19 protein-coding genes are annotated in these 23596 nt (G+C 57.7%); 13 read left to right on the forward strand and 6 right to left on the reverse strand.

The annotated features are described in order from the left end of the window. Positions 1–311 precede the first annotated feature (311 nt). The 7 genes from mreB to tldD all read left to right on the forward strand — a co-directional run bounded on the left by mreB (position 312) and on the right by tldD (position 10543). Entirely contained in the window at positions 312–1355 is a 1044-nt protein-coding gene (mreB, locus tag ACR6AS_RS12775) for a rod shape-determining protein MreB (RefSeq protein WP_003855260.1), read from the forward strand. A 148-nt stretch (positions 1356–1503) separates the two neighbouring features. Continuing rightward, on the forward strand, positions 1504–2529 hold the full coding sequence (mreC, locus tag ACR6AS_RS12780; RefSeq protein ID WP_111139675.1) for a rod shape-determining protein MreC: 1026 nt from the start codon (positions 1504–1506) through the stop codon (positions 2527–2529). Then, complete coding sequence (gene mreD / locus ACR6AS_RS12785; RefSeq protein ID WP_111139674.1) at positions 2526–3014, forward strand: rod shape-determining protein MreD; 489 nt, start codon at positions 2526–2528, stop codon at positions 3012–3014. Before mreC ends, mreD begins: the two co-directional genes overlap by 4 nt. A gap of 8 nt (positions 3015–3022) precedes the next feature. After that, positions 3023–3616 carry a Maf family protein gene (locus ACR6AS_RS12790; protein ID WP_111139673.1) on the forward strand — a complete coding sequence of 198 codons (594 nt, stop codon included), beginning with the start codon at positions 3023–3025 and terminating at the stop codon, positions 3614–3616. Beyond that, a complete protein-coding gene (gene rng / locus ACR6AS_RS12795) occupies positions 3606–5075 on the forward strand; it encodes a ribonuclease G (RefSeq protein WP_434162405.1) in 1470 nt (489 codons plus the stop codon). Before ACR6AS_RS12790 ends, rng begins: the two co-directional genes overlap by 11 nt. 130 nt (positions 5076–5205) lie before the next feature. Beyond that, positions 5206–9033, forward strand: a complete 3828-nt coding sequence (yhdP, locus tag ACR6AS_RS12800; RefSeq protein ID WP_434162407.1) for an AsmA2 domain-containing protein YhdP — start codon at positions 5206–5208, stop codon at positions 9031–9033. Positions 9034–9097: 64 nt separating this feature from the next. Further along, entirely contained in the window at positions 9098–10543 is a 1446-nt protein-coding gene (tldD, locus tag ACR6AS_RS12805) for a metalloprotease TldD (protein WP_111139670.1), read from the forward strand. Between the two features lie 188 nt (positions 10544–10731). On the opposite strand, the gene aaeR is transcribed toward tldD, so the two are convergent. Beyond that, positions 10732–11649, reverse strand: a complete 918-nt coding sequence (gene aaeR / locus ACR6AS_RS12810) for an HTH-type transcriptional activator AaeR (protein ID WP_111139669.1) — start codon at positions 11647–11649, stop codon at positions 10732–10734. Between the two features lie 233 nt (positions 11650–11882). On the opposite strand from aaeR, the gene aaeX reads away from it, so the two are divergent. From aaeX to ACR6AS_RS12835, 5 genes are all read left to right on the forward strand, one after another. Beyond that, complete coding sequence (aaeX, locus tag ACR6AS_RS12815) at positions 11883–12086, forward strand: p-hydroxybenzoic acid efflux pump operon protein AaeX (RefSeq protein ID WP_003855277.1); 204 nt, start codon at positions 11883–11885, stop codon at positions 12084–12086. Positions 12087–12093: 7 nt separating this feature from the next. After that, complete coding sequence (gene aaeA / locus ACR6AS_RS12820) at positions 12094–13026, forward strand: p-hydroxybenzoic acid efflux pump subunit AaeA (RefSeq protein ID WP_111139668.1); 933 nt, start codon at positions 12094–12096, stop codon at positions 13024–13026. A gap of 9 nt (positions 13027–13035) precedes the next feature. Next, a complete protein-coding gene (gene aaeB, locus ACR6AS_RS12825; protein ID WP_293774364.1) occupies positions 13036–14988 on the forward strand; it encodes a p-hydroxybenzoic acid efflux pump subunit AaeB in 1953 nt (650 codons plus the stop codon). A 113-nt stretch (positions 14989–15101) separates the two neighbouring features. Beyond that, positions 15102–16553 (forward strand): NAD-dependent succinate-semialdehyde dehydrogenase, encoded by a 1452-nt coding sequence (locus tag ACR6AS_RS12830; protein ID WP_111139666.1) that lies wholly within the window; start codon positions 15102–15104, stop codon positions 16551–16553. Between the two features lie 55 nt (positions 16554–16608). Then, positions 16609–16878, forward strand: coding sequence for a barstar family protein (locus ACR6AS_RS12835; protein ID WP_111139687.1), 270 nt, complete (start codon positions 16609–16611; stop codon positions 16876–16878). Positions 16879–16931: 53 nt separating this feature from the next. Here ACR6AS_RS12835 and yhcN (ACR6AS_RS12840) read toward each other — a convergent pair whose 3' ends face one another. The 4 genes from yhcN (ACR6AS_RS12840) to argR all read right to left on the reverse strand — a co-directional run bounded on the left by yhcN (ACR6AS_RS12840) (position 16932) and on the right by argR (position 18848). Next, the gene (yhcN, locus tag ACR6AS_RS12840) at positions 16932–17195 is read right to left on the reverse strand and encodes a peroxide/acid stress response protein YhcN (protein ID WP_111139665.1); all 264 of its coding nucleotides are present in this window, start codon (positions 17193–17195) and stop codon (positions 16932–16934) included. A gap of 92 nt (positions 17196–17287) precedes the next feature. Then, on the reverse strand, positions 17288–17551 hold the full coding sequence (locus tag ACR6AS_RS12845) for a YdgH/BhsA/McbA-like domain containing protein (RefSeq protein ID WP_111139664.1): 264 nt from the start codon (positions 17549–17551) through the stop codon (positions 17288–17290). A gap of 94 nt (positions 17552–17645) precedes the next feature. Then, positions 17646–17909 carry a peroxide/acid stress response protein YhcN gene (gene yhcN / locus ACR6AS_RS12850; protein ID WP_111139663.1) on the reverse strand — a complete coding sequence of 88 codons (264 nt, stop codon included), beginning with the start codon at positions 17907–17909 and terminating at the stop codon, positions 17646–17648. Positions 17910–18377: 468 nt separating this feature from the next. Continuing rightward, entirely contained in the window at positions 18378–18848 is a 471-nt protein-coding gene (gene argR / locus ACR6AS_RS12855; RefSeq protein WP_009087485.1) for a transcriptional regulator ArgR, read from the reverse strand. Between the two features lie 428 nt (positions 18849–19276). Here argR and mdh point away from each other — a divergent pair, with 428 nt between their 5' ends. Then, positions 19277–20215, forward strand: a complete 939-nt coding sequence (mdh, locus tag ACR6AS_RS12860) for a malate dehydrogenase (protein WP_293774372.1) — start codon at positions 19277–19279, stop codon at positions 20213–20215. 46 nt (positions 20216–20261) lie between these two features. Here the strand turns inward: mdh and mscM are convergent, their stop codons facing one another. Then, positions 20262–23591: a miniconductance mechanosensitive channel MscM gene (gene mscM / locus ACR6AS_RS12865; RefSeq protein ID WP_367395868.1), complete on the reverse strand. Its 3330-nt coding sequence runs from the start codon at positions 23589–23591 to the stop codon at positions 20262–20264. Positions 23592–23596: the final 5 nt, after the last annotated feature.

Raw genomic sequence — 23596 nt, forward strand, 5'->3', positions numbered from 1 at the left:
TCAATTGCCGTCGTGCAGACGGCAATGTGCGGTTTTTTTTAATGTTTAGCCGCGTCTGAATCCCGGACTTTTCTGCCGGAAATGTTAGATTTTATGTCGGGCAGGAAAGGGGCCGATATCGCGAAAGGCACTACTGATGGCCTCTGGTCGCCATTCTGCCATGACAGATCGCCGGTTCGGATGACTTAAACGCAATCAGGCCTCTTTTTTCACCGAAGCAGAACGTTTTTGCGCCTTGTGGCCGCTTCGTGTGGTTGGTAAAGTAAGCGGATTTTATTTTCCGCCCCCAGCTTGCAGGATTATCCCTTAGTATGTTTAAAAAATTTCGTGGCATGTTTTCCAACGACCTGTCCATTGACCTGGGTACTGCGAATACCCTGATTTATGTAAAAGGACAGGGCATCGTGCTGAACGAGCCTTCCGTTGTCGCTATCCGACAGGACCGTGCCGGTTCACCGAAAAGTGTCGCGGCCGTGGGTCATGACGCCAAACAGATGCTTGGCCGTACGCCCGGCAATATTGCCGCTATCCGTCCGATGAAAGATGGCGTTATCGCTGACTTCTTCGTGACCGAAAAGATGCTGCAGCACTTCATCAAACAGGTTCACAGCAACAGCTTTATGCGTCCCAGCCCACGTGTGCTGGTCTGTGTCCCCGTCGGAGCAACCCAGGTTGAACGTCGCGCCATCCGTGAATCCGCCCAGGGCGCAGGCGCTCGCGAAGTCTTCCTGATTGAAGAGCCGATGGCTGCCGCGATCGGTGCAGGTCTGCCCGTGTCAGAAGCGACCGGTTCAATGGTCGTCGATATTGGTGGCGGTACCACTGAAGTCGCCGTGATCTCCCTGAACGGCGTGGTTTACTCCTCCTCGGTCCGTATTGGCGGCGATCGTTTCGATGAAGCTATTATTAATTATGTGCGTCGTAACTACGGTTCACTGATTGGTGAAGCGACCGCAGAACGCATTAAGCATGAGATCGGTTCTGCCTATCCGGGCGACGAAGTCCGTGAAATCGAAGTGCGCGGCCGTAACCTGGCAGAAGGTGTGCCGCGTGGTTTCACGCTGAACTCCAACGAAATTCTGGAAGCGCTGCAGGAGCCGTTAACCGGCATCGTGAGTGCGGTGATGGTTGCCCTTGAGCAGTGTCCGCCTGAGCTGGCCTCTGATATCTCAGAGCGCGGCATGGTGCTGACCGGTGGTGGCGCGTTACTGCGCAACCTGGATCGTCTGCTGATGGAAGAGACGGGCATTCCGGTCGTGGTAGCTGAAGATCCGCTGACCTGCGTGGCACGCGGTGGCGGCAAGGCGCTGGAAATGATCGACATGCATGGCGGCGATTTGTTCAGCGAAGAATAATTGCCTCAACCGGCTGAGAACGCGATGATCATGCAAGGGAGCGGCATGTGAACCGGCGAAGTCTGTACCGGTACATTGCGTTCAGCCCAGGGAAGCACGGCATTCTGCCGCTGCTTCCTCTCCTGTTGTCGAGGATCACGCAGATTATATGAAGCCGATTTTTAGCAGGGGGCCTTCCCTGCAGTTGCGTCTTTTTCTGGCGGTTATTGTGGCCATTGCCATCATCATCGCCGACAGTCGTGTGGGCTCTTTCACCCAAATACGCAACTATCTGGATACGTCGGTCAGCCCGTTTTACTTCCTGGCCAATGGGCCACGTCAGCTGCTGGATGGCGTGTCAGAGTCGCTGGCGTCCCGTCAGCAGCTGGAGCAGGAAAACAAAGCCTTACGTCGTGAGCTCTTCCTGAAAAACAGTAACCTGCTAATGCTGGGGCAATATAAGCAGGAAAACGCACGTCTGCGTGAACTGCTGGGTTCACCGCTGCGCCAGGATGAGCAAAAGATGGTGACGCAGGTCATTTCGACCGGCACCGATCCTTATACGGACCAGGTGGTGATCGACAAAGGCAGCGTTAACGGCGTCTATGAAGGACAGCCGGTGATCAGTGATAAAGGCGTGGTCGGTCAGGTTATTGCGGTCGGGCAGCTCACCAGTCGCGTGCTGCTGATCTGCGATGCCTCTCATGCTCTGCCGATTCAGGTTCTGCGCAATGACATTCGTGTGATTGCGGCGGGTAACGGCTGTACCGAAGATCTCCAGCTTGAGCATCTGCCGGGGAATACGGATATCCGGGTCGGCGATGTGCTGGTCACGTCCGGCATCGGTGGTCGCTTCCCTGAGGGCTATCCGGTCGGGGTGGTCTCCTCGGTGAAAGTGGATACTCAGCGCGCCTACACGGTGATTCAGGCCCATCCGACCGCCGGGCTGCAGCGTCTGCGTTATCTGCTGCTGTTATGGGGAGCGGATCGCAATGGCGATATGCCGCTGCCGCAGGATGAAGTTCATCGCGTGGCGAATGAGCGTCTGATGCAGATGATGCCGCAGGTTTTACCGCCTGCAGGTGAAATGGGCCCGCCTGCGCCTTCCACGCAGATGGGACCGCCTGCACCTTCCACCAGCAGCAGCAGTAGCGGGCAGAGCGGCACCTCGCGTTCACGCGGGGGCCAGCCTTGAGTCGATATCGCAGCCAGGGACGTTGGGTCATCTGGCTCTCTTTCCTGGTGGCGCTCGTCCTGCAGATCATGCCGTGGCCGGATGAGATTTATATGTTCCGGCCTTCATGGCTGCTGCTAATCCTGATCTACTGGGTGCTGGCCCTGCCACATCGGGTCAATGTCGGCACCGGTTTCGTGCTGGGTGCCATCATGGATCTGATCGCGGGCTCCACGCTCGGTGTGCGGGCGCTGGCGCTCAGTATCATCGCCTACCTGATTGCCTTTAAGTTTCAGCTGTTCCGTAATTTAGCGTTATGGCAGCAGGCGCTGATGGTAATGGTCCTGTCGCTGGCGATGGATGTGATCGTCTTCTGGGCTGAATTCCTGGTAATCAACGTTTCATTCCGACCTGAAATTTTCTGGAGCAGTGTTGTCGACGGTATTCTCTGGCCCTGGCTATTCTTGTTAATGAGAAAAATTCGTCGTCAGTTTGCTGTTCAATAAGGAAATTTATGGTAACCCTCTATCTTGCTTCCGGTTCACCGCGTCGCCGTGAGCTGCTGACTCAGCTTGGCCTGACATTCGAACGCATCGTGACTGACGTTGAGGAGCAGCGTCAGCCCAACGAAGCGGCAGCAATCTATGTCCGCCGTCTCGCTAATGACAAAGCGCAGGCGGGCGTCCGGCTGGCCGCGCAGGATCTGCCTGTGCTGGGCGCGGATACCATCGTGGTGCTGAATGGCGAAGTGCTGGAAAAACCGCGCGATGCCGCCGATGCACACGCAATGCTGCGCAAACTCTCCGGGCAGACGCATCAGGTGATGACCGCGGTGGCGCTGGCTGACAGTCAGCAGGCGCTGGATTGCGTCGTGACGACGGATGTGACCTTCCGCACCTTAACCGGCAGCGACATCGACGACTATATCGCGACCGGGGAACCGATGGATAAAGCGGGCGCGTACGGTATTCAGGGCAGGGGAGGAAACTTTGTCCGCAAAATTAATGGAAGTTACCATGCAGTGGTGGGATTACCCCTGGTTGAAACAGCGGAGCTGATCAGCCATTTCCAGTCACTGCGTGCCGTAAGGGGTCAACATGACGGCTGAATTACTGATTAACGTCACGCCTTCTGAAACGCGGGTGGCCTATATCGACGGTGGCATCCTTCAGGAAATACACATTGAGCGTGAAGCGCGGCGCGGCATCGTTGGCAATATCTATAAAGGACGGGTAAGCCGTGTTCTGCCGGGTATGCAGGCGGCCTTTGTTGATATCGGTCTGGAAAAAGCAGCGTTCCTGCACGCCTCGGATATCATGCCGCACACGGAATGCGTCGCGGGTGATGAAAAGAAAAACTTTGTCGTTCGTGACATCGCCGAGCTGGTGCGTCAGGGCCAGGATCTGGTGGTGCAGGTGGTGAAGGATCCGCTCGGCACCAAAGGTGCGCGTCTGACCACCGACATCACGCTGCCGTCGCGTTACCTGGTCTTTATGCCCGGCGCATCGCACGTTGGGGTGTCTCAGCGCATTGAGAGCGAAAAAGAGCGCGACCGGCTCAAGGCGGTGGTGGCGGATTATTGCGATCATCTGGGCGGCTTTATTATCCGCACGGCGGCAGAAGGGATCGGTGAAGAGGAGCTGGCGCAGGATGCCGCGTTCCTCAAACGTCTCTGGACCAAAGTCAGCGAGCGTAAAAAGCGTAACCAGACCCGCTGTCTGCTCTACGGCGAGCTGGCGCTGGCCCAGCGTATTCTGCGCGACTTCGCCGGTGCTGCGCTGGACCGCATCCGGGTCGACTCCCGCCTGACCTGCGACATGCTGGTGGAGTTCACCAGTGAATATATCCCGGAAATGGCCGGTAAACTGGAGCTCTACAACGGTAAACAACCTATTTTCGACCTGTTTGATGTCGAAAATGAGATTCAGCGCTCGCTGGATCGCAAGGTTGAGCTAAAGTCAGGCGGATACCTGATTATCGATCAGACCGAAGCGATGACGACCATTGATATCAACACCGGTGCCTTTGTCGGTCATCGCAATCTGGATGAGACCATATTCAACACCAACGTTGAAGCCACTCAGGCGATTGCGCGCCAGCTGCGACTGCGTAATCTGGGCGGCATTATCATTATCGACTTCATCGATATGAGCAACGAAGACCATCGCCGGCGGGTCCTGCATTCGCTGGAGAGCGCGCTCAGCAAAGATCGGGTGAAGACCGGCATCAACGGCTTCTCTGCGCTGGGACTGGTGGAGATGACCCGTAAGCGAACCCGTGAAAGCATCGAGCATGTGCTGTGTCAGGATTGCCCGGTCTGCAAAGGGCGCGGCACGCTGAAAACGGTTGAAACCGTCTGCTACGAAATCATGCGTGAGATTGTCAGGGTACACCACGCCTACGATTCTGACCGTTTTCTGGTCTATGTCTCCCCGACGGTCGGCGAGGCGTTGAAAACTGATGAGTCGCATGCGCTGGCCGAAGTGGAAATCTTTGTCGGCAAGCAGGTTAAAGTGCATGTCGAGGCGCTCTACACGCAGGAGCAGTTCGACGTTGTTATGATGTAATGCCAGCCCGGTCACCGGGCTGATTCAGCGCCCTTGTTGGGGATAAAATGCGTACAGGCGCTTTTATCTGAAGACGGTCGGGTATGCGGACCCATTATCCACTGTTTACGGAACACAAGGAGAGGCGTGAGTGAGGCAGTTGCCGAGGATTTTGTTACTGCTGGTCGCGGCAATCATCGTGATTGTTGCGCTGCTGGTCAGTGGATTGCGTCTGGTGATGCCGCATCTCGACAGCTATCGCAGCAACCTTCTGCAATTCATCTCTGCGCGCAGCGGTGTGCCGGTCGAGGCCAGCCAGCTTCAGGGAAAATGGGAGAACTTCGGCCCGACGCTGCAGGTTCGCGATCTCAGCGTGGATCTGCATGACAACGGCCGGCTCACCATCAAACGCATCCATCTCGCGCTCGACGTCTGGCAATCCCTGCTGCACTGGCGCTGGCAGTTCCGCGATCTCACTTTCTGGCAATTACACCTCGACAGCAATCGTCCACTGCTGGATAACGACAAAGAGAAAAACAGTTTCCGTCCGGCGCAGATCAATGAACTTTTCCTGCGTCAGTTTGACCACTTCGATCTGCGCGACAGCACCATCCGTTTTCGCACCCCTTCCGGCCAGCACGCTGAGCTGACGATCCCCCGCCTGACCTGGCTCAACGAAAATAACCGCCACCGTGCCGAGGGTGAAGTCAGCCTGTCGAGCTTTACCGGCCAGCATGGCGTGGTTCAGGTGCGGCTCGACCTCAATGACAGCAACGGGCTGCTGAACGATGGCCGGATCTGGATGCAGGCCGACGATGTGGATATGCGACCGTGGCTGGGCCGCTGGATGCGTGATAACACTCGTCTGGACAGTGCCCGTTTCAGCCTGGCCGCCTGGGTCAGCCTGCGTGATGGCGACATCTATGCGGGCGATCTGCTGTTGCGCCAGGGCGGTGCCAGCTGGCAGGGCGAAACCGGACGGCACCAGATCACGGTCGACGGGCTGACCGCGCACCTGTCGCGCTTCCGGAATGGCTGGGTAGTCAACGTACCGCAGACCCGCCTCAGCACCGACAACCAGCCCTGGCCCGCAGGCCACTTCTCGCTGTTATGGCGTCCCGAAGACAAACAGCTGCCAGGTACCGAAAGTCAGGCTGAAGTCCGCGTGCGCGCCACGCAGCTGGTGCTGAAACACATTGCGCCGATCGTTCCGCTGTTCGCGCCGCTCTCTCCGGCGCTGTCTGAGAACTGGCAGGCGCTGCAGCCGCAGGGCACCGTCGATGGCCTGGCGCTGGATATACCGCTGCAGCAGCCTGAAAACACCCGTATGCAGGTGAAGTGGCACGATTTCAGCTGGCAGCACTGGAAGCTGCTGCCGGGTATCAGTCACCTCAGTGGCGAGGCGCGCGGCAGCCTGACCCATGGACAGGTCAGCGTCGATATGGGCGCGGCGACCGTTCCCTATGGCGACATGTTCCAGGCCCCGCTGGAGATTAAAAAGGTGACCGGCGCGCTGCGCTGGCTGCGTGATGAACATGGACTGACGCTGGCGGGTGAGGATCTGGATCTCCAGGCGCGTTCACTTCATGCGCGTGGAGACTTCAGTTACCAGCAGAACAGCGGAAGCGAGCCACGTCTGGATATTCTGGCCGGTATCCGGGTGACGGATGCAGGTGATGCCTGGCGCTATTTCCCGGTTCCGCTAATGGGCAACGGCCTGACACACTATCTGAGCGGGGCCGTGAAGGGCGGCAAAGTCGATAATGCCACGCTGCTGTTTGCCGGTAATCCGGCTCTGTTCCCGTTTAAGCACAATGACGGCATGTTTCAGGTCTGGGTGCCGCTGCGTCAGGCGACCTACGCGTTTCAGCCAAAATGGCCTGCGATCAGTAATCTCGATATCGATCTCAACTTCCTGAATGATGGCCTCTGGATGAACGCGCCGGTGGCCAGACTGGGCGAGGTGGAGGCGCGCAACGTCAGCGCAGTCATTCCTGACTACCTGAAAGAGAAGCTGATTATCGATGGCGATATCAGCGGGCAGGGCCCTCAGGTCGCGGATTATTTCCAGCAGACGCCGCTGAAGCCCTCTCTGGGTGCCGCGCTGGAGCAGCTGCAAATCAGCGGACAGGTCGGGGGGCATCTGAACCTGGATATCCCGCTGGATGGCGAGCAGGTGCATGCCAGAGGCAACGTCGACCTGCAAGATAACGCGCTGTTTATCAAACCGCTAAAAACCACTATTAACCGTCTCTCAGGCCGCTTCCGCTACGACAACGGCAATCTGGTCAGCGACGATCTGCGTGCAGAGTGGTTTGGTCAGCCGATGGGCGTGCGTTTCAGCACCCGGGAGAACCCGGATGACTTCGGCGTCAACGTCAGCCTTCAGGGCGACTGGCAGCCCGCTAAAATCCGTGAGATCCCGGCCGCCGTCAGCAGGCAGCTGGGTGGACATCTGCCGTGGCAGGGCGAGGTCGGCATTACGTTACCGCATCAGGGCGGCGCACGTTATGACGTCGCGTTGAACGGCAATGCAAAAGAAGTAAGTAGTCGCTTACCTGCGCCGCTTGCAAAACAGGCTGGCGAGGCGATGCCTGTTACCATTCAGGCCAGTGGTGACCTGCACCATTTCGATCTCAGCGGCAGCGTTAACGGCAACCAGCGTTTCAACAGCCGCTGGCTGCTGGAGCCGACGCTGCGTGTGGATCGCGGTATCTGGCTGAACGATGCACGCAAAACGCCGGCACTGCCCGATCGCGCGGGTATGGTGCTGAATCTGCCTGCGCTGGATGGCGAAGCCTGGGTGGCGATGCTGGCCGCCGGGGATTCCGCAGGCGGACGGAAAGCGGACAGCGGTGATTTCCAGACCGGCCCCGTCACGCTGCCCGGCAATGTCACCCTGCGCAGCCCGGCGGTCACGCTGGGCGGGCAGCAATGGCATGATGTCGATGCGACCCTGGCACAGAGTGCGGGCGGCAAAAGTCAGGTCAGCGTGAATGCGAAAGAGCTGCGCGGCAGACTGACTATGGCGCCTGCTGCGCCGTGGCAGGTCAGCCTGGATTATCTCTATTACAATCCGCAGTGGGAGAACGGGGCCAGCGAAGGCGGCAAAGGCGCTTCTCAGCAGGCCACGAAGATTAACTTCAGCCAGTGGCCCGCGCTGCAGCTCTTCTGCAAAGAGTGCTGGGTGCTCGGCCAGAAATATGGTCAGGTATCCGCACTGCTCCAGCCTCGCGGGGATACGTTAGCACTTACTAACGGAAAGGTGGATACCGGCAGTTCACAGCTGAAAATCGACGGCGAGTGGGTCAACCGCCCGGGCGACCCGCGCACCTCGCTGAAAGGCACGCTGAAAGGGGCGAATATCAACAACGCCACCAACTGGTTTGGCGTGAATACCCCGCTGCGCGATGCACCTTTCGATATCGCCTACGACCTGCACTGGAAATCGGCGCCGTGGCAGCCCGCTGCAGAAACCCTGAGCGGCACCCTGAAAACCCACTTCGGCAAAGGGCAGATCGCGGATGTGAACACCGGCACGGCGGGGAAAATCCTGCGTCTGGTGAGCTTCGATGCGCTGCTGCGTAAGCTGCGCTTCGACTTCAGCGACACCTTCACCAACGCCTTCTACTTCGACTCCATTAACGGCACGGCCTGGATTGAAAACGGCGTGATGCGCACCGACAACCTGCTGGTAGACGGACTGGAAGCCGACATCGCGATGCAGGGTAAACTCGACCTGGTGAAGCGCCAGATCGATATGGAAGCGGTGGTCGCGCCGGAGATATCGGCGTCGGTCGGCGTGGCAACCGCCTTTGCCATCAACCCGGTGATTGGCGCGGCAGTTTTTGCGGCCAGTAAAGCGCTGGGACCGCTGTGGAATAAGATCTCACTGCTGCGTTATCACATCGGCGGCCCGCTGGATAAACCGGAAATCAATGAGGTACTGCGCAAACCGCGTGAAACTGACAACAAGTGAATTTGACGCCGTACCGGAATTACCGCAGGCTATGATTATCTGAGCACATAATGAGTGAGAAACGATGACTCTGAACCTGGTAAGTGAGCAGTTACTGACTGCTAACGGCATTAATCAGCAGGACCTATTTTCCCTGTTAGGGCAGCTTTCAGAACGTCGTCTGGATTATGCCGATCTCTATTTTCAGTCCAGCTTCCACGAATCTTGGGTGCTGGAAGATAAAATCATCAAAGATGGCTCATACCATATCGATCAGGGTGTGGGCGTGCGCGCGGTCAGCGGAGAGAAAACCGGCTTCGCCTATGCGGACCAGATTACGCTGAATGCGCTGCGTCTCTCGTCTGAAGCGGCGCGCAGCATCGTGCGCGAGCAGGGCAATGGCAAAGCCCACACGCTCTCTGCCGTGATGAACCGCTCACTCTATCCGGCGGTCGATCCGCTGAGCAGCCTGACGCGTGAAGAGAAAATTGCCCTGCTGCATCGCGTCGATAAAGTGGCCCGCGCCGAAGATCCGCGCGTGCAGGAGGTCAATGCCAGCCTGACCGGCGTCTACGAACAGGTGCTGGTGGCAGCCACCGACGGCACGCTGGCCGCCGATGTGCGACCGCTGGTGCGCCTCTCTGTCAGCGTTCAGGTGGAAGATCAGGGCAAGCGCGAGCGCGGTGCCAGCGGCGGCGGTGCGCGTACCGGCTATGCGTTTTTCCTGGCGGATGAGAATGGTGAAGTCCGCGCTGACGCCTGGGCGCGGGAAGCGGTGCGCATGGCGCTGGTGAATCTCTCTGCGGTCGCCGCGCCAGCCGGTGCCCTGCCAGTGGTGCTGGGTGCGGGCTGGCCTGGCGTCCTGCTGCATGAAGCGGTCGGTCACGGTCTGGAAGGCGATTTCAACCGTCGCGGCACCTCCGTCTTCAGCGGTAAAATCGGTCAGCAGGTTGCGTCTGAACTCTGTACGGTGGTCGATGATGGCACCCTTGAAGGGCTGCGTGGATCGCTGGCGATTGATGATGAGGGCGTGCCGGGTCAGTACAACATGCTGATCGAGAACGGCGTGCTGAAAGGCTACATGCAGGACAAGCTGAATGCGCGACTGATGGGCGTCAGCCCGACCGGCAACGGCCGTCGTGAATCCTATGCGCACCTGCCGATGCCGCGCATGACCAACACCTACATGCTGGCGGGTAAATCCTCACCGCAGGATATTATCGAAAGCGTGGATTATGGCATCTATGCGCCAAACTTTGGCGGCGGTCAGGTTGACATCACCTCCGGCAAATTTGTCTTTTCTACCTCAGAGGCCTATCTGATCGAGAAGGGCAAAATTACTAAGCCGGTTAAGGGTGCCACGCTGATTGGTTCCGGTATCGAAGCGATGCAGCAGATCTCGATGGTGGGTAATGACCTGGCGCTGGACAAAGGCGTCGGCGTCTGCGGCAAAGAGGGACAGAGCCTGCCGGTCGGCGTCGGTCAGCCAACCCTGAAGCTCGATAAACTGACCATCGGCGGCACTGCCTGATGTGACCTCCGCAACCTGCCGCCCGGCGGGTTGCGGAACGGTTACCCGCACGCTTCCGGCAGGCAATGGACCTGCTGAAAGCGCAGGGAAGAAACGTGCACCTCAGTAAAAGATCCTCTGCCGCTTTCCGGCACTTCGCTGGACTGGTTTCAACGCCTGCGCGGGCAGAGGTTTTCAACGCCCTTCTGTCAGCTTTTACGATGCAGCTGATACTGCTCAGCCACCTGTTCAAAATAGCCGGTCAGATAATCGATACAGACCTGCACCTTCAGCGGTAACTTATCCTTCTCGGTGTAAAGCGCATAGACCGGACGCGGGTCAGACTGATACTGCGGAAACAGAATATCGATCTCGCCCGCGGTAATCTCATCGATCACCCACATCATCGGAACATAGGCGATGCCATTGCCCGACTTCAGCCAGCGCAGCAGCGTCAGCGAATCGTTGGTGACAAAACGGCCCTGCGGTGCCAGGCGCGTCACTAATCCTTCCGGCGCAATCAGCTCGAAATTGTTGTCGGGCCGCACGCTATATTCCAGCCAGGAGAAGTTATCGATATCACCCGGCTTCTCCGGCGTGCCATGCTGTGCCAGGTAGCTTTTTGCGGCGCACACCACCATCGGCATCGCGCCAAGACGCCGGGAAAAGAGGCTGGAATCTTTCAGCGCGCCGACGCGGATCACCAGGTCCAGCCCGTCGGCGATCAGGTCCGGCGCCGGTACGCCGGTGACCAGGTTCACGCTCAGCCCCGGATACTCCCGCAGCATTTCGCTGGTCATCCCGGCTAACACGTTTTGCGCCATGGTCGAGGAGCTGCCAATCCGCAGTACGCCAATGGGCGTATTGTTAAACGCATAGAGCTGTTCATGCACCTGCGTCGCTTCCGCCAGCATCCGGCGGCAGCCCTGATAGTAGATTTTGCCCGCCTCGGTCAGCCCGATACTGCGGGTGCTGCGATTCAGCAGCTTGACCTGCAGTGCATCCTCCAGTCTGGCGACGATCTGACTGATTGAGGAGACGCTCAGATGAAGCTGACGCGCCGCAGCAGTGAACGAACCCAGTTCGACCACCCGGGCGAAAACGGACATACCTTTCAGTCGTTCCATTGTTTACTCTGGCTTAAAAGTGATTTAGATCACATTCTGTAGAAAATGGTTAGTAATGCACGTTATTATAAGCGCGCCGGGGTATTTCCCGGTGATTCTTCATTGCCTGATACCCCTCGATGATACGCTATTATTAAGCCAGCTGCGGTTCCGATAGCGCTGGCAGAGGGTTTTGCTGTGGCATCTGCAGAAGGCAAAGGCGTGTCCCGGCAAGGTCGAACTAAGGATTTCTGATGAGTGTGCTTCCGGTATTTGTCATGTTTGGGCTCTCTTTCCCGCCCGTTTTCATCGAACTGATTATTTCACTCATGCTGTTCTGGTTAGTGAAACGCGTGCTGACGCCGAGCGGCATCTACGATCTTGTCTGGCATCCGGCACTTTTTAATACAGCGCTTTACTGCTGTGTGTTTTACCTTGTCTCCCGTTTATTAGTCTGAGGTTTAAGTGAAAGCACTCATAAGAAAAATCGCGCGTTACGCGATTACGCTCCTGCTGGTCATCATCGCAGTGGTTATCATCTTTCGTGCCTGGGTCTTCTATACCGAATCCCCCTGGACGCGTGATGCACGTTTCGCGGCTGACGTGGTGGCGATCTCGCCCGATGTCACCGGCCTGATCACCGATGTACCGGTTCATGATAACCAGCTGGTGAAGAAGGGCGATACGCTGTTTGTGGTGGATCGGCCGCGCTATCAGAAAGCGCTCGCGCAGGCTCAGGCGGACGTTGAATATTACCAGGCACTGGTCAGCGAAAAACGCCGTGAAGCCGGACGTCGTAATCAGCTTGGCACCTCGGCGATGTCGCGCGAAGCGATTGAACAATCCAACAACGATCTGCAAACCAGCGAACATCAGCTGGCGAAGTCGATGGCGACACGCGATCTGGCGGAGATCGATCTGGAGCGCACCAACATCAAAGCGCCATCCGATGGCTGGGTCACTAACCTGAACGTCTATCAGGGCGAGTTCATCACCCGCGGCTCCGTGGCGGTGGCGCTGGTTCAGCAGCACTCCTTCTATGTGCTCGCTTACCTGGAAGAGACCAAACTGCACGGCGTGGAGAAGGGCTTCCGGGCCGAAGTCACGCCGCTCGGCAGTAACATAGTGCTGCGCGGCACCGTCGACAGCGTGGCCGCGGGCGTCACCAACAGCAGCAGCTCGGTTGACAGCAAAGGGATGGCGACGGTGGACTCCAACCTGGAGTGGGTCCGACTGGCGCAGCGTGTGCCGGTACGTATCCGGCTGGATCAGCAGCCTGGCAATCGCTTCCCGGCGGGCACCACGGCGACGGTGGTCATCACCGGGCAGGGGGATCGCCAGCCTGAACAGGTTTCGCCGCTGGTCCGTCTGCTGAATCGCCTGCGTGAGTTTGGTTAAGAGGGCGATATGATCGAGTTCCTGCGGTTCCCGGTAAAACTCACCTTCGCGCTGGTTTTAGCGCTGATGGTGGGCTTCCACCTTAACCTCGAAACGCCGCGCTGGGCGGTGATGACCGCCGGGATTGTGGCGGGCGGCACCGCCTTTGCTGCGGGGGGTGACCCCTATTCAGGGGCGCTGCGCTATCGCGGTGTTTTGCGTATTATCGGGACCTTTATCGGCTGTATCGCCGCGCTGACCATCATGATCGCCACCGTTCGGGCGCCGGTCGTGATGCTGCTGCTGTGCTGCATCTGGGCAGGGCTCTGCGTCTGGCTCTCCTCGCTGATCAAGGTCGAAAACTCCTACGCGCTGGGACTGGCAGGCTACACCGCGCTGATTATCGTGGTGACGGCGAACGCCAGTGGCGGGCTGACGCTGGTGCCCCAATATGCGGTCGAGCGTTGCAGCGAGATTGTGCTCGGCATCCTGTGCGCCATCCTGGCCGATATGATCTTCTCGCCCCGTTCAATCAAAAAAGTGATCGATGCAGAGGTCGATTCGCTGCTGGTGGCGCACTATCACCTGCTGCAGCTCTGCGTCGCCCACGGTGATAAAGAGGAGGTGGACAAAGCCTGGAGCGCGCTGGTCCGGCGTACCACGGCGCTGAACACCATGCGCAGCCAGCTGATGATGGAATCCTCCCGCTGGAAGAACAGCCATCGCCGTTTGCAGATGCTGAATACGCTGTCGCTGACGCTGATTACCCAGGCCGCCGAAACCTTTCTGATCCAGAACTCCCGCCCTGACTACATCCCGCCTCAGTATCGCCTGATGGTTGAGAAGCCCGCCACCACGGTAGAAGAGGTGCACAAGCGGATGAAAGTGATGCGACGGGTGATGGGCGCCAGCGACAAAACGACGCCGGTCACGCTGAGCAGCTGGGTCGGTGCCGCCACCGAATATCTGCTGCTGATCAACGGCATTAAAAGCAACAGCCGGATTACCTCCCTGGAAGAGACGATTCTGCAGCGCGAAGTCGTGATTCAGGCGCGTTCTGCGGAGACACATCATGCGATGATCAACGGTATCCGGACCTTTGTGGCGACCGCGCTGGGTTCGCTGTTCTGGCTCTACACGGGATGGACCTCCGGCAGCGGCTGCATGGTCATGCTGGCGGTGATCACCGCGCTGGCAATGCGTATGCCAAACCCGCTGATGATGGCGAAAGACTTCCTCTACGGCATGACGGTCGCGGTTCCGCTGGGGGCGTTCTATTTTATGTATGTCCTGCCCGCCACGCAGCAGAGCGCGCTGCTACTCTGCATCGCCATCGGGCTGCTGGGTTTTATTGGCGGCATCTTTATCCAGCGGCGTCAGCTCGGTACACTCGGCGCACTGATTGGTACGCTCAACGTGCTGGTGCTCGATAACCCGATGCAGTTCCACATCAACGTCTTTCTCGACAACGTGCTTGGCCAGGTTATCGGCTGCTTTGTGGCGATGATGGTGATCCTGCTGATCCGCGATAAATCGAAAGCGCGCACCGGCCGTAAACTGCTGAACCGCTTTATGTATGCGGCCGTATCGGCGATGACGACCAATCAGGCGCGTCGGCGCGAAAACCATCTGCCGGCGCTCTATCAGCAACTCTTCCTGCTGCTGAACCTGTTCCCCGGCGATATCAATAAATACCGTATCGCCTTAACGCTGATCATCGGCCATCAGCGGTTGCGGGACGCGGAAGTGCCGGTCAATGCCGATCTCTCAGCGTATCACCGGCAACTGCGCTACACCGCAGATCGGGTGATCGCCGCCAGCAGCGATGACAAGCGGCGTTACTACTTTGAACGGCTGCTGAAAGAGCTGGCGGTCTATCAGGAAAAGCTGGCCCATTACGAGGCACCTGAAAGCGTTACGGAGCCGGTAAAACGGCTGGCGCTCATGCTCGACAAATATCAGAACACCCTCATCCAAATCTGAATCTGGCCGCTGCGACCGGCAGCGGCCCGTCCAATCTCCGCCCGTCATAAAACCTGCTGCTTTTGCCAACTATACTCTCTGGACGGAAGCGTAAAACTGACAGGAGCGAATCAATGAAATCACTGCAAGAGAGCGAACTGTTCCGGACCGGCTATTTAGCGGATGGCCAGTGGCATCAGGCAGCCTCCACCTTCGACGTCACCAATCCGGCGACCGGCGAGGTGATTGCGCAGGTGGCAAAAGCGGGTAAAACGGAAACGGAACAGGCTATCGCCGCCGCAGAGCGCGCCTTTCCCGCCTGGCGGGCGCTCACCGCAAAAGCACGCTCTGAGATCCTCACACGCTGGTACCAGCTGATTATTGAGAACAAACGCTGGCTGGGCGAGCTAATGACCCTGGAACAGGGCAAGCCTGTGAAAGAGGCGGAAGGTGAAGTCGAGTATGCCGCCAGCTTTATTCAGTGGTTCGCCGAGCAGGCAAAACGGGCCAACGGTGAGATCATTCCGCCCGCGAAACCAGGCTCGCGTATCCTGGCCACCCGCGAACCGATTGGCGTGGTGGCGGCCATTACGCCGTGGAACTTCCCGATGGCGATGCTGACCCGCAAGCTGGGGCCGGCCCTGGCCGCAGGCTGCACCGGCATCATCAAACCTGCCAATAACACGCCGCTCTCCGCCTTTGCGCTGCTGGCGCTGGCGAAGCAGGCGGGCGTACCGGATGGCGTGCTGAATGCGGTGGCCGGTGACACTCACGCCATCAGTGACGCGATTATGGCCAGCCACGTAGTGCGCAAAATCTCATTTACCGGCTCGACGCAGGTGGGCAAGCTGCTGATGCGCAATGCCGCCGAAACCATGAAAAAAGTGTCGATGGAACTGGGCGGTAATGCTCCCTACATCGTGTTTGAGGATGCTGACATTGATGCCGCCGTACAGGGCGCGATCGCTAACAAATTCCGTAACGCGGGCCAGGTGTGCGTCAGCGTGAACCGCTTTTACATTCACAATGCGATCTATGATCGTTTCACGCAGCAGCTGGCGGCCGAGGTCAACAAGCTGAAAGTCGGTAACGGCATGGAAGAGGGCGTGATCGTCGGCCCCCTGATCGACGCCCCGGCGGTGGAAAAGGTGGAGCAGCACGTCAAAGACGCCGTCGCCAGAGGCGGCAAATTACTGGCGGGGGGCGAACGCCATGCTCTGGGCGGCAACTTCTGGCAGCCCACGGTGATCGCCGAAGCCCACGAAGAGATGCAGCTCGCGCAGGAGGAGACGTTCGGCCCGGTGGCAGCCTGTTTCCGCTTTGATGATGAAGAGGATGTCATCCGCCGCGCCAATGCCACGCCGTTTGGTCTGGCCGCCTACTTCTATACCCAGAATCTGCAACGGGTGTTCCGCGTCTCAGCGGCGCTGGAGAGCGGCATGATCGGCATTAACGAATGTGCCGTTTCAACCGAGCTGGCCCCCTTCGGCGGCGTGAAAGAGTCGGGGCTGGGCCGTGAAGGTTCGGTACTGGGGATGGAGGAGTATCTGGAAGTCAAAACGCTCCATCTGGGCGGTTTGGGCTGACGGACAGAAACGGGCGGCAGAGGTCGCCCGCAGACGGAGCATGGGAGCGGTCAGCATGAAAATCGAGCGTTTTGATTTTAATGAAATTGTCGATCAGGCCCATTTCTTCCGCCAGTTCAGCGAGCGATTTGCGCTGGAAGAGCGCCGCATCTGCGATCTGGATGGATTATGGGATGTGGTGACGGGCGACCTGTTACCCATGCCGCTGGAGATTGAATTTATCAATCTGGGCAGGGGGCAGCGACGGCGTTATGGTGCGCTGATTCTGTTGTTCGATGAAGCGGAAGAGGAGCTGGAAGGGCAGCTTCACTTTAACGTCAGATAAAAAAAGGCCCCGGAGAGCGGGGCCAAAGGGTTCGTCATTATTCTGACGAGGAATTACTTATAAAGCTGTGCGGTGATGTGGTAGTTGTCACCGGTACGCGCTTCAATCACTTTGTAGGCGCTGGCACCCTGCGCATCGGCTTTCTGAGAAAGCTCAGCACGGTAATCCATTGGCGCACCCGCTGTGCCACTGATGGTCACGGTTCCCGCAGGCTGCAGATTCTGAGTCTGGTCGCCGGTTACCAGCTGCGCGGCAGATGCGCCGAACGCCATAACGGAAAGCAGGCTGACTGTAGCGATGGTTGTTTTGATATTCATGTTCGTCTCCTCAATATATTCAACAACCTGCGGTTCATCGTAAAGGCGGGTCGTCGATATTTTCAACGCCGTTCAGGCGTCATCATGGTCGGTTATTTGTAAAGTTCAGCGGTGATATGCCAGGTGTTATCCTGGTTGTTTTCAATGATCCGATAGTGACCGGCACCCTGGGCATCCGCTTTCTCTGACAGCACCTGACGGACATGCGTCTGGTCGCCATTACGGCCACTGATGCTGATGGTCTGGTTCATCGACTGCAAACCCTGCGCTTCCTGATTAGTCACCAGGCTGGCAGCGCCTGCACCCATTGAGATCAGGGAAAGGCCAAGGGCGGCGATAGCTAATTTCATTTTCATAATCAACTCTCCTGCAATATCTGTTTCTGCTTCCGCTCTCCGGCACGGCAGTGTGCGTGTCTGACAAGATAGGCGGGCTTAATCGGGCTACGTCTTAGTTATAAAGCGCGGCGGTAGCGTGGTAGTTGCCGTTGTTATAAGCCTCAATGACGCGATAGGCTTTTGCGCCCTGCTGATCGGCTTTGTCACTGAGCTGCTGACGGATATCCATTGGTGAACCGGCAACGCCGCTGACGCTGATGGTGCCTGCAGGCTGCAGATTCTGCGCCTGGGCAGCATCGATAGATTCTGCTGCTACAGCGCCAAATGAAAGAGCGGAAAGGATACTCAGAGTGGCGATGGTAGTTTTAACGTTCATAGATATTTCCTCGTCGTCTATTTTTATCTTTCTGGTTTGTGTGATTTGCGTCACGAAAAGAAGTATAGAACTAATAACGACAGAAATTAATATCCCGCTAATAATGTTTTTTTGTGATACTTTATCCTTATGGCTACTTTTAATAACTCAACGTTATAAAAAACGTTTAAAAAATAGCCTTTTCGCCGCTTTTAAGTGCAAAAACAGTGATATAGATCACTTTAACTTTTAGTGCGAAATGCAGGGGTGTTTCAGGCTGGGGTTTGATCTGGATCCGGGCAATGGTGCCGGATTAATGTTGTAAGGCAGCGTAAAATAGCGCAGAAGGCGAAGCAGAAGATGATTTCTGCCCACAGGCGCCGTAATTAAAGCGGTCTGTGGTGCAGGGCCAGGCGGGCAAACCGGAAAGCCGTGGTAAGGCGCGGGAAGCTGACGGCCAGGTCTGTACCGGAAGCCGTCAGTCTGCTATCAGAGTTCCTGCTCAAACAGGTTGAGAATGGCGCTGTGCAACTGCTTCACCGTAAAGTCGCGCGCACGGGTAATAAAAATCGTGTCATCACCGGCAATCGTTCCCAGAATCCCTTCCGATTTACCCAGCGAATCCAGCAAGCGGGCAATCAACTGCGCGGCACCAGGACTGGTATGGATTACCACCAGGGCGTCATTGTAGTCGATATCCAGTACCAGATTTTTCAGCGGGCTGGTGGTGGTCGGTACGCCAAGTTCTGCCGGCAGACAGTAAACCATCTCCATCTTGGCATTGCGGGTACGCACCGCGCCAAACTTCGTCAGCATGCGTGAGACTTTGGACTGATTGATATTCTCAAAGCCCTCATCCTGCAGCGCCTGAACAATCTCGCCCTGGGAACTGAATTTTTCTTCTTTTAATAAGGCTTTGAAAGCCTTGATCAGATCGTCTTGTTTAGATGGGTTTCGCATAGGTTACCAATATATAGAGTGAATAACCGCGCATCCGCCCGCGGCAGAGTGGTGATTATGCATTTAAATGCATTTTTATGCAATCGTTCGATTGGTGAGCGGGGTTCGGGCGGCTGGCGGGCGGCGATAATAGCAAATAAATCCGCTCAGACCAAAACCCCCGTCACAGCCGCAGAAAGCGAAGGTTGCAAAGTTGTTATATTATTGGTGGTGTAGTAACAGAAAACGCACGCAGCCGTTCTCTGTCTGACGACGGCAAGGTTGTCGGTCATTCAGGCGTAATGATAAGTAACTTTTGAATCCGGAGATTAAGTGCGAAAGCACGTAGAATTAACAGCGGATAATTATCATCGCCTGAGCAGTTGATTAAGGTCTGACACAGATAGAATTTCGGCCCATCTCTGCCCCACCTTAATAAGGAGTTAAGAATGAAAGTTGCCGTTCTCGGTGCCGCTGGCGGCATAGGCCAGGCGCTCGCACTTCTGCTCAAAACCCAGCTTCCTGCAGGTTCAGAACTCTCACTGTATGACATCGCGCCGGTTACGCCTGGCGTTGCCGTTGATCTCAGTCATATCCCTACTGCCGTCTCCATTCAGGGATTCAGCGGCGAAGATGCAACACCGGCTTTACAGGGCGCAGACGTGGTATTGATCTCCGCCGGTGTCGCCCGTAAGCCCGGTATGGATCGCGCAGATCTGTTTAATGTGAATGCCGGCATCGTTCGCAACCTGATTGAACAGGTGGCCACGACCGCACCGAAGGCGCTGATTGGTGTCATTACCAATCCGGTTAATACCACCGTGGCTATCGCGGCAGAAGTGCTGAAAAAGCACGGCGTCTACGACAAAAATCGTCTGTTCGGTGTCACAACGCTGGATATCATCCGTGCCAATACTTTTGTGGCGGCGCTGAAGGGCAGGCAACCTGACCAGGTTGAAGTCCCGGTTATCGGCGGGCACTCCGGCGTGACGATCCTGCCGCTGCTGTCTCAGGTTAATGGCGTCAGCTTCAGCGATCAGGAGGTTGCCGATCTGACTAAGCGGATCCAGAACGCCGGAACAGAAGTGGTGGAAGCCAAAGCGGGTGGCGGATCGGCGACGCTGTCGATGGGTCAGGCTGCTGCCCGTTTCGGTCTGTCTCTGGTACGCGCGCTGAATGGCGAGCCGAATGTAGTGGAGTGTGCCTATGTGGAAGGCGAAGGCGAATATGCACGCTTCTTCTCACAGCCGCTACTGCTGGGTAAAAACGGTATTGCGGAACGCAGGCCGATTGGCACGCTGAGCGCGTATGAGCAGCAGGCGCTGTCGGGCATGCTGGAGACGCTGAAGAAAGATATTGCTCAGGGTGAAGCGTTCGTTAAGCAGTAACGCACTCCACAGCGTGAAAACGCCCGGCTCAGCCGGGCGTTTTGCGTTACAGACCGCCAGATTTATAGGCGCGTGCAGCCGGTGTGCCGTTGCTGGCAGGCAGCTTCTTACCCAGCGTTTCCATGCGCATCTGGAAGGGCGGGAACGGCATCTCAATACCGTGCTGATCGAATCCACGCAGAATCAGTTGATGCAGTTCATGACGCAGCGGCATCCGGTGTCCCATCTCTGCGGCATGTACGCGCAGTTCAAACAGCTGAATACCCTGCTGCAGATCCACAAGGAAGGCTTCCGGCTGTGGGGTGTCCAGCACATAGCTGCAGCGTTCGGCCGCCTGTATCAGAATGGTGGTGACCTCTTCACTGCTGACTTTAGCCGGGGCCGGGATAGTCAGTACCACGCGCGTGACCGAATCGGACAGCGACCAGTTGATAAACTGCTCCGTGATAAAGGCTTTGTTCGGCACGATAATCTCTTTGCGGTCCCAGTCGGTAATGGTGGTCGCGCGGGTATTGATCCGGGTGATACTGCCGGTCAGGTCACGGATCGTTACGGTGTCGCCGATACGGATCGGTTTTTCAAACAGAATAATCAGACCAGAGATAAAGTTGGCAAAAATCTCCTGCAGACCAAATCCCAGTCCCACACCGAGTGCTGCAACCAGCCACTGCAGCTTCGACCACTCAATCCCGATCATCGAGAACCCAATCAGCCCGCCAACCAGCAGCAGCAGATACTTGGTCAGGGTCGTGATGGCGTAGCCTGTGCCGGGTGTCAGATTCAGGTGCTGCAGCAGCGCCAGTTCAAGCAGCGCGGGCATATTGCGCACCAGCTGGGTAGTGATGATAAACACCAGAATGGCAATCAGCACCGCTCCCAGGGTGATTGGCTGGATCGACTCCACACCCTGCACGGACGTACTGACATCCCACAATTGAATATTCTCCAGGAAGCCAAAGGCGGAGTGGATTTCCGACCAGAGCACAATCACGGAAACCAGGGCAATCAGCGTCAGGATAGAACGCACCAGCCGCAGTGACTGGGCGCTGATCGCATCCAGGTCGATCACCGGCTCTTCGATTTCAATCGCATCGGTGTTCTGAGTGCCTTGCTCTTTCTCTTCTTCGCTGCGCGCCCGATTGGCCAGCATATCGGCGCGGCGCTGACGGGCGCGGTCAAAGCCGAGCCGGCGGCGCTGAATCAGCATCCAGCGCCGGATGATGTAGTAGATGACCAGCAACAGGAACCAGATGGCGACGGAGGTTTCCAGACGCGCCAGCAGCGCCTGCGCGGTCGCCAGATATCCCACGGCGGAGGCGAGGGCGGCCATCAGCGGCATGGCGATCATCAGGTTCCATAGCATCCGGTTGACCATGTTCTCGCCGTTCCCCTCTTTATCGAGGTAGAGCGGAATACCGGAACGCTTCAGGCTCACGGTGACAATACTGATTGCCCCACAGATCAGGATAAAGCAGAGACGGCCCAGCGATGCAGAGAACTGGCGATCTTCCAGATTCCCTAAGGCGATCAGCAACATGATCAGCGGCACAATCAGGCCGATGCTCAGCGAATAGTAGCGCATGGCGCGCGCCACCCGGTTCTGCGGCCAGCGGAAATGCACGATAAACAGGCCGTTGGGCCGGGCAAAGGCGGCGCTGATCATAAAGACCCACAGCAGGGGTAGTGTGGCGGTAATGCCATCACCAATCGCCACGGCAATAGGGTAGGGCCAGGCGTTCTGCAGGCCATAGCCCAGCGCCCCCCACAGCACCGGCAGCGGCAGCGCCACCAGAATCGACCAGAACACCGTACGGATGGTCAGGCGGAAGCGATCCTGCGTGACCTTACCGACTTTACTGGCGGAGCGTTCAAGAAATGCATTGAAGTGACGGCGTGAGCTGATACTGAAACCGACCAGCAGCAGCGCGCCAATAATCGGCAGCACCGAATGGCGGCTGGTAAACATCATCGCCATCGCTTTGCCGAGCTGACCCAGGGTGTCCAGCGACAGCAGGCGGGAGAGATCTTTCGCCAGATCCAGCGGGTAGCTCAGGCTGATCGGGCTGACATCGGCGGTCCAGAACAGGTAGCGGTGGGTTGCATCCTTGACCTCGGTCAGCGCGTCCTGCAACTGAGTGTTGCCGACTTTCAGTTTGGTGATCTCCAGGATCAGCGTGTCGCAGCCGGAGATCAGAGAGTTAAGCAGCTCACGCTGGGTGCGGAGCTGGGCATCAAGAATACGTTTCTGATCGGCCGTGTAGGCCTGACCATCGGCCTGGTGTCCTTTACGCAGGGACTCCTGGCGCTCCAGCAGATCTTCGTAGTAAAGACGCTGCACGCGAAGCTGCGCCATCTCATTGTCAATCTGCTGTGATTTCGGCATCTCCGGCAGACGCGCAACCTGCGCGCGCAGCGCTTCCCCCAGCAGGTTCGAGGCGCCCAGCCACTGCGACTGTTCGCGCAGGGTAGAGAGCGCCTGACGGACCTGAATAATCTGGTTGGTGGCAAGGCGCTGCTGCGACGCCACCAGATCCATGCGCTGCGCCTGCTGATTCAGCGCACCAGAGAGTTCGCGGTTGACCCGGAACTGATCGCTGATCGCCGGCGGCAGATCGCCACTGTTTTCGGCCAGCTGTTCGGTGCGCGCCAGCGCAACTTCCGCCTCACGCTGCCGCTGGTCGTTGAGCTGATTGCGCAGCGCCTGCAGATAGTTATCCAGCTGCGTCGCTTTACGCTGATGGACCTCTGCGCGCATCCGCGCCAGCTCCTGACGGTTGTTGGCTGAAAGCTGCGCCAGTTCGAGTTCATCGACGCGCGCTTTGTTGGCGGCGTTTTCAGCCTGGCGGGCCGCCAGTTGCAGCTGACCCTGAGGCGAACTGCTGCTGACGCCCTGTAAGCGGCGTTCGCTCTCTGTCATCGCCCGGCGGGCGTCGGTCTGCTGCTGGGGCAGCTGAGATAAGGAGTCACTGATCTCCCGCGCCCGATCCTGCTCCTGTCGCGCCTGACGACCCTCCTCCAGCAGCTGACTGCTGACCTGCAGGATCTCCTGATCCAGCTCGGCGCTGCTCATATTGCTGCGCACGGTTTTCCCGCTGTCGCTCAATGCGGCAATCTGCTGACGCAGTTCACGCGCCAGACGCGGGAAATCGTCAATGACCTGCTGATATTGCGCGGCGCGCTCCAGTGATTCATCGCGTTCAGAGAGGAAATTCAGGGCAGCTTCGATCGTCTGGATCTGCTCCGCCTGCGTCGGGGAGCTTTTGGCCGATTTGATCTCTTCCAGCTGCTGTTTAAGCTGGCTGGCGTCAGGAAGGCTGGCCGCAGAGGCCGGGCTGCTGAGCCAGAGGCTCAGCAGCAGGAGGAGAATCGGGCGCACAGAGG

The organism is Pantoea phosphatilytica (assembly GCF_051025615.1).
Taxonomy (GTDB): Bacteria; Pseudomonadota; Gammaproteobacteria; order Enterobacterales; family Enterobacteriaceae; genus Pantoea.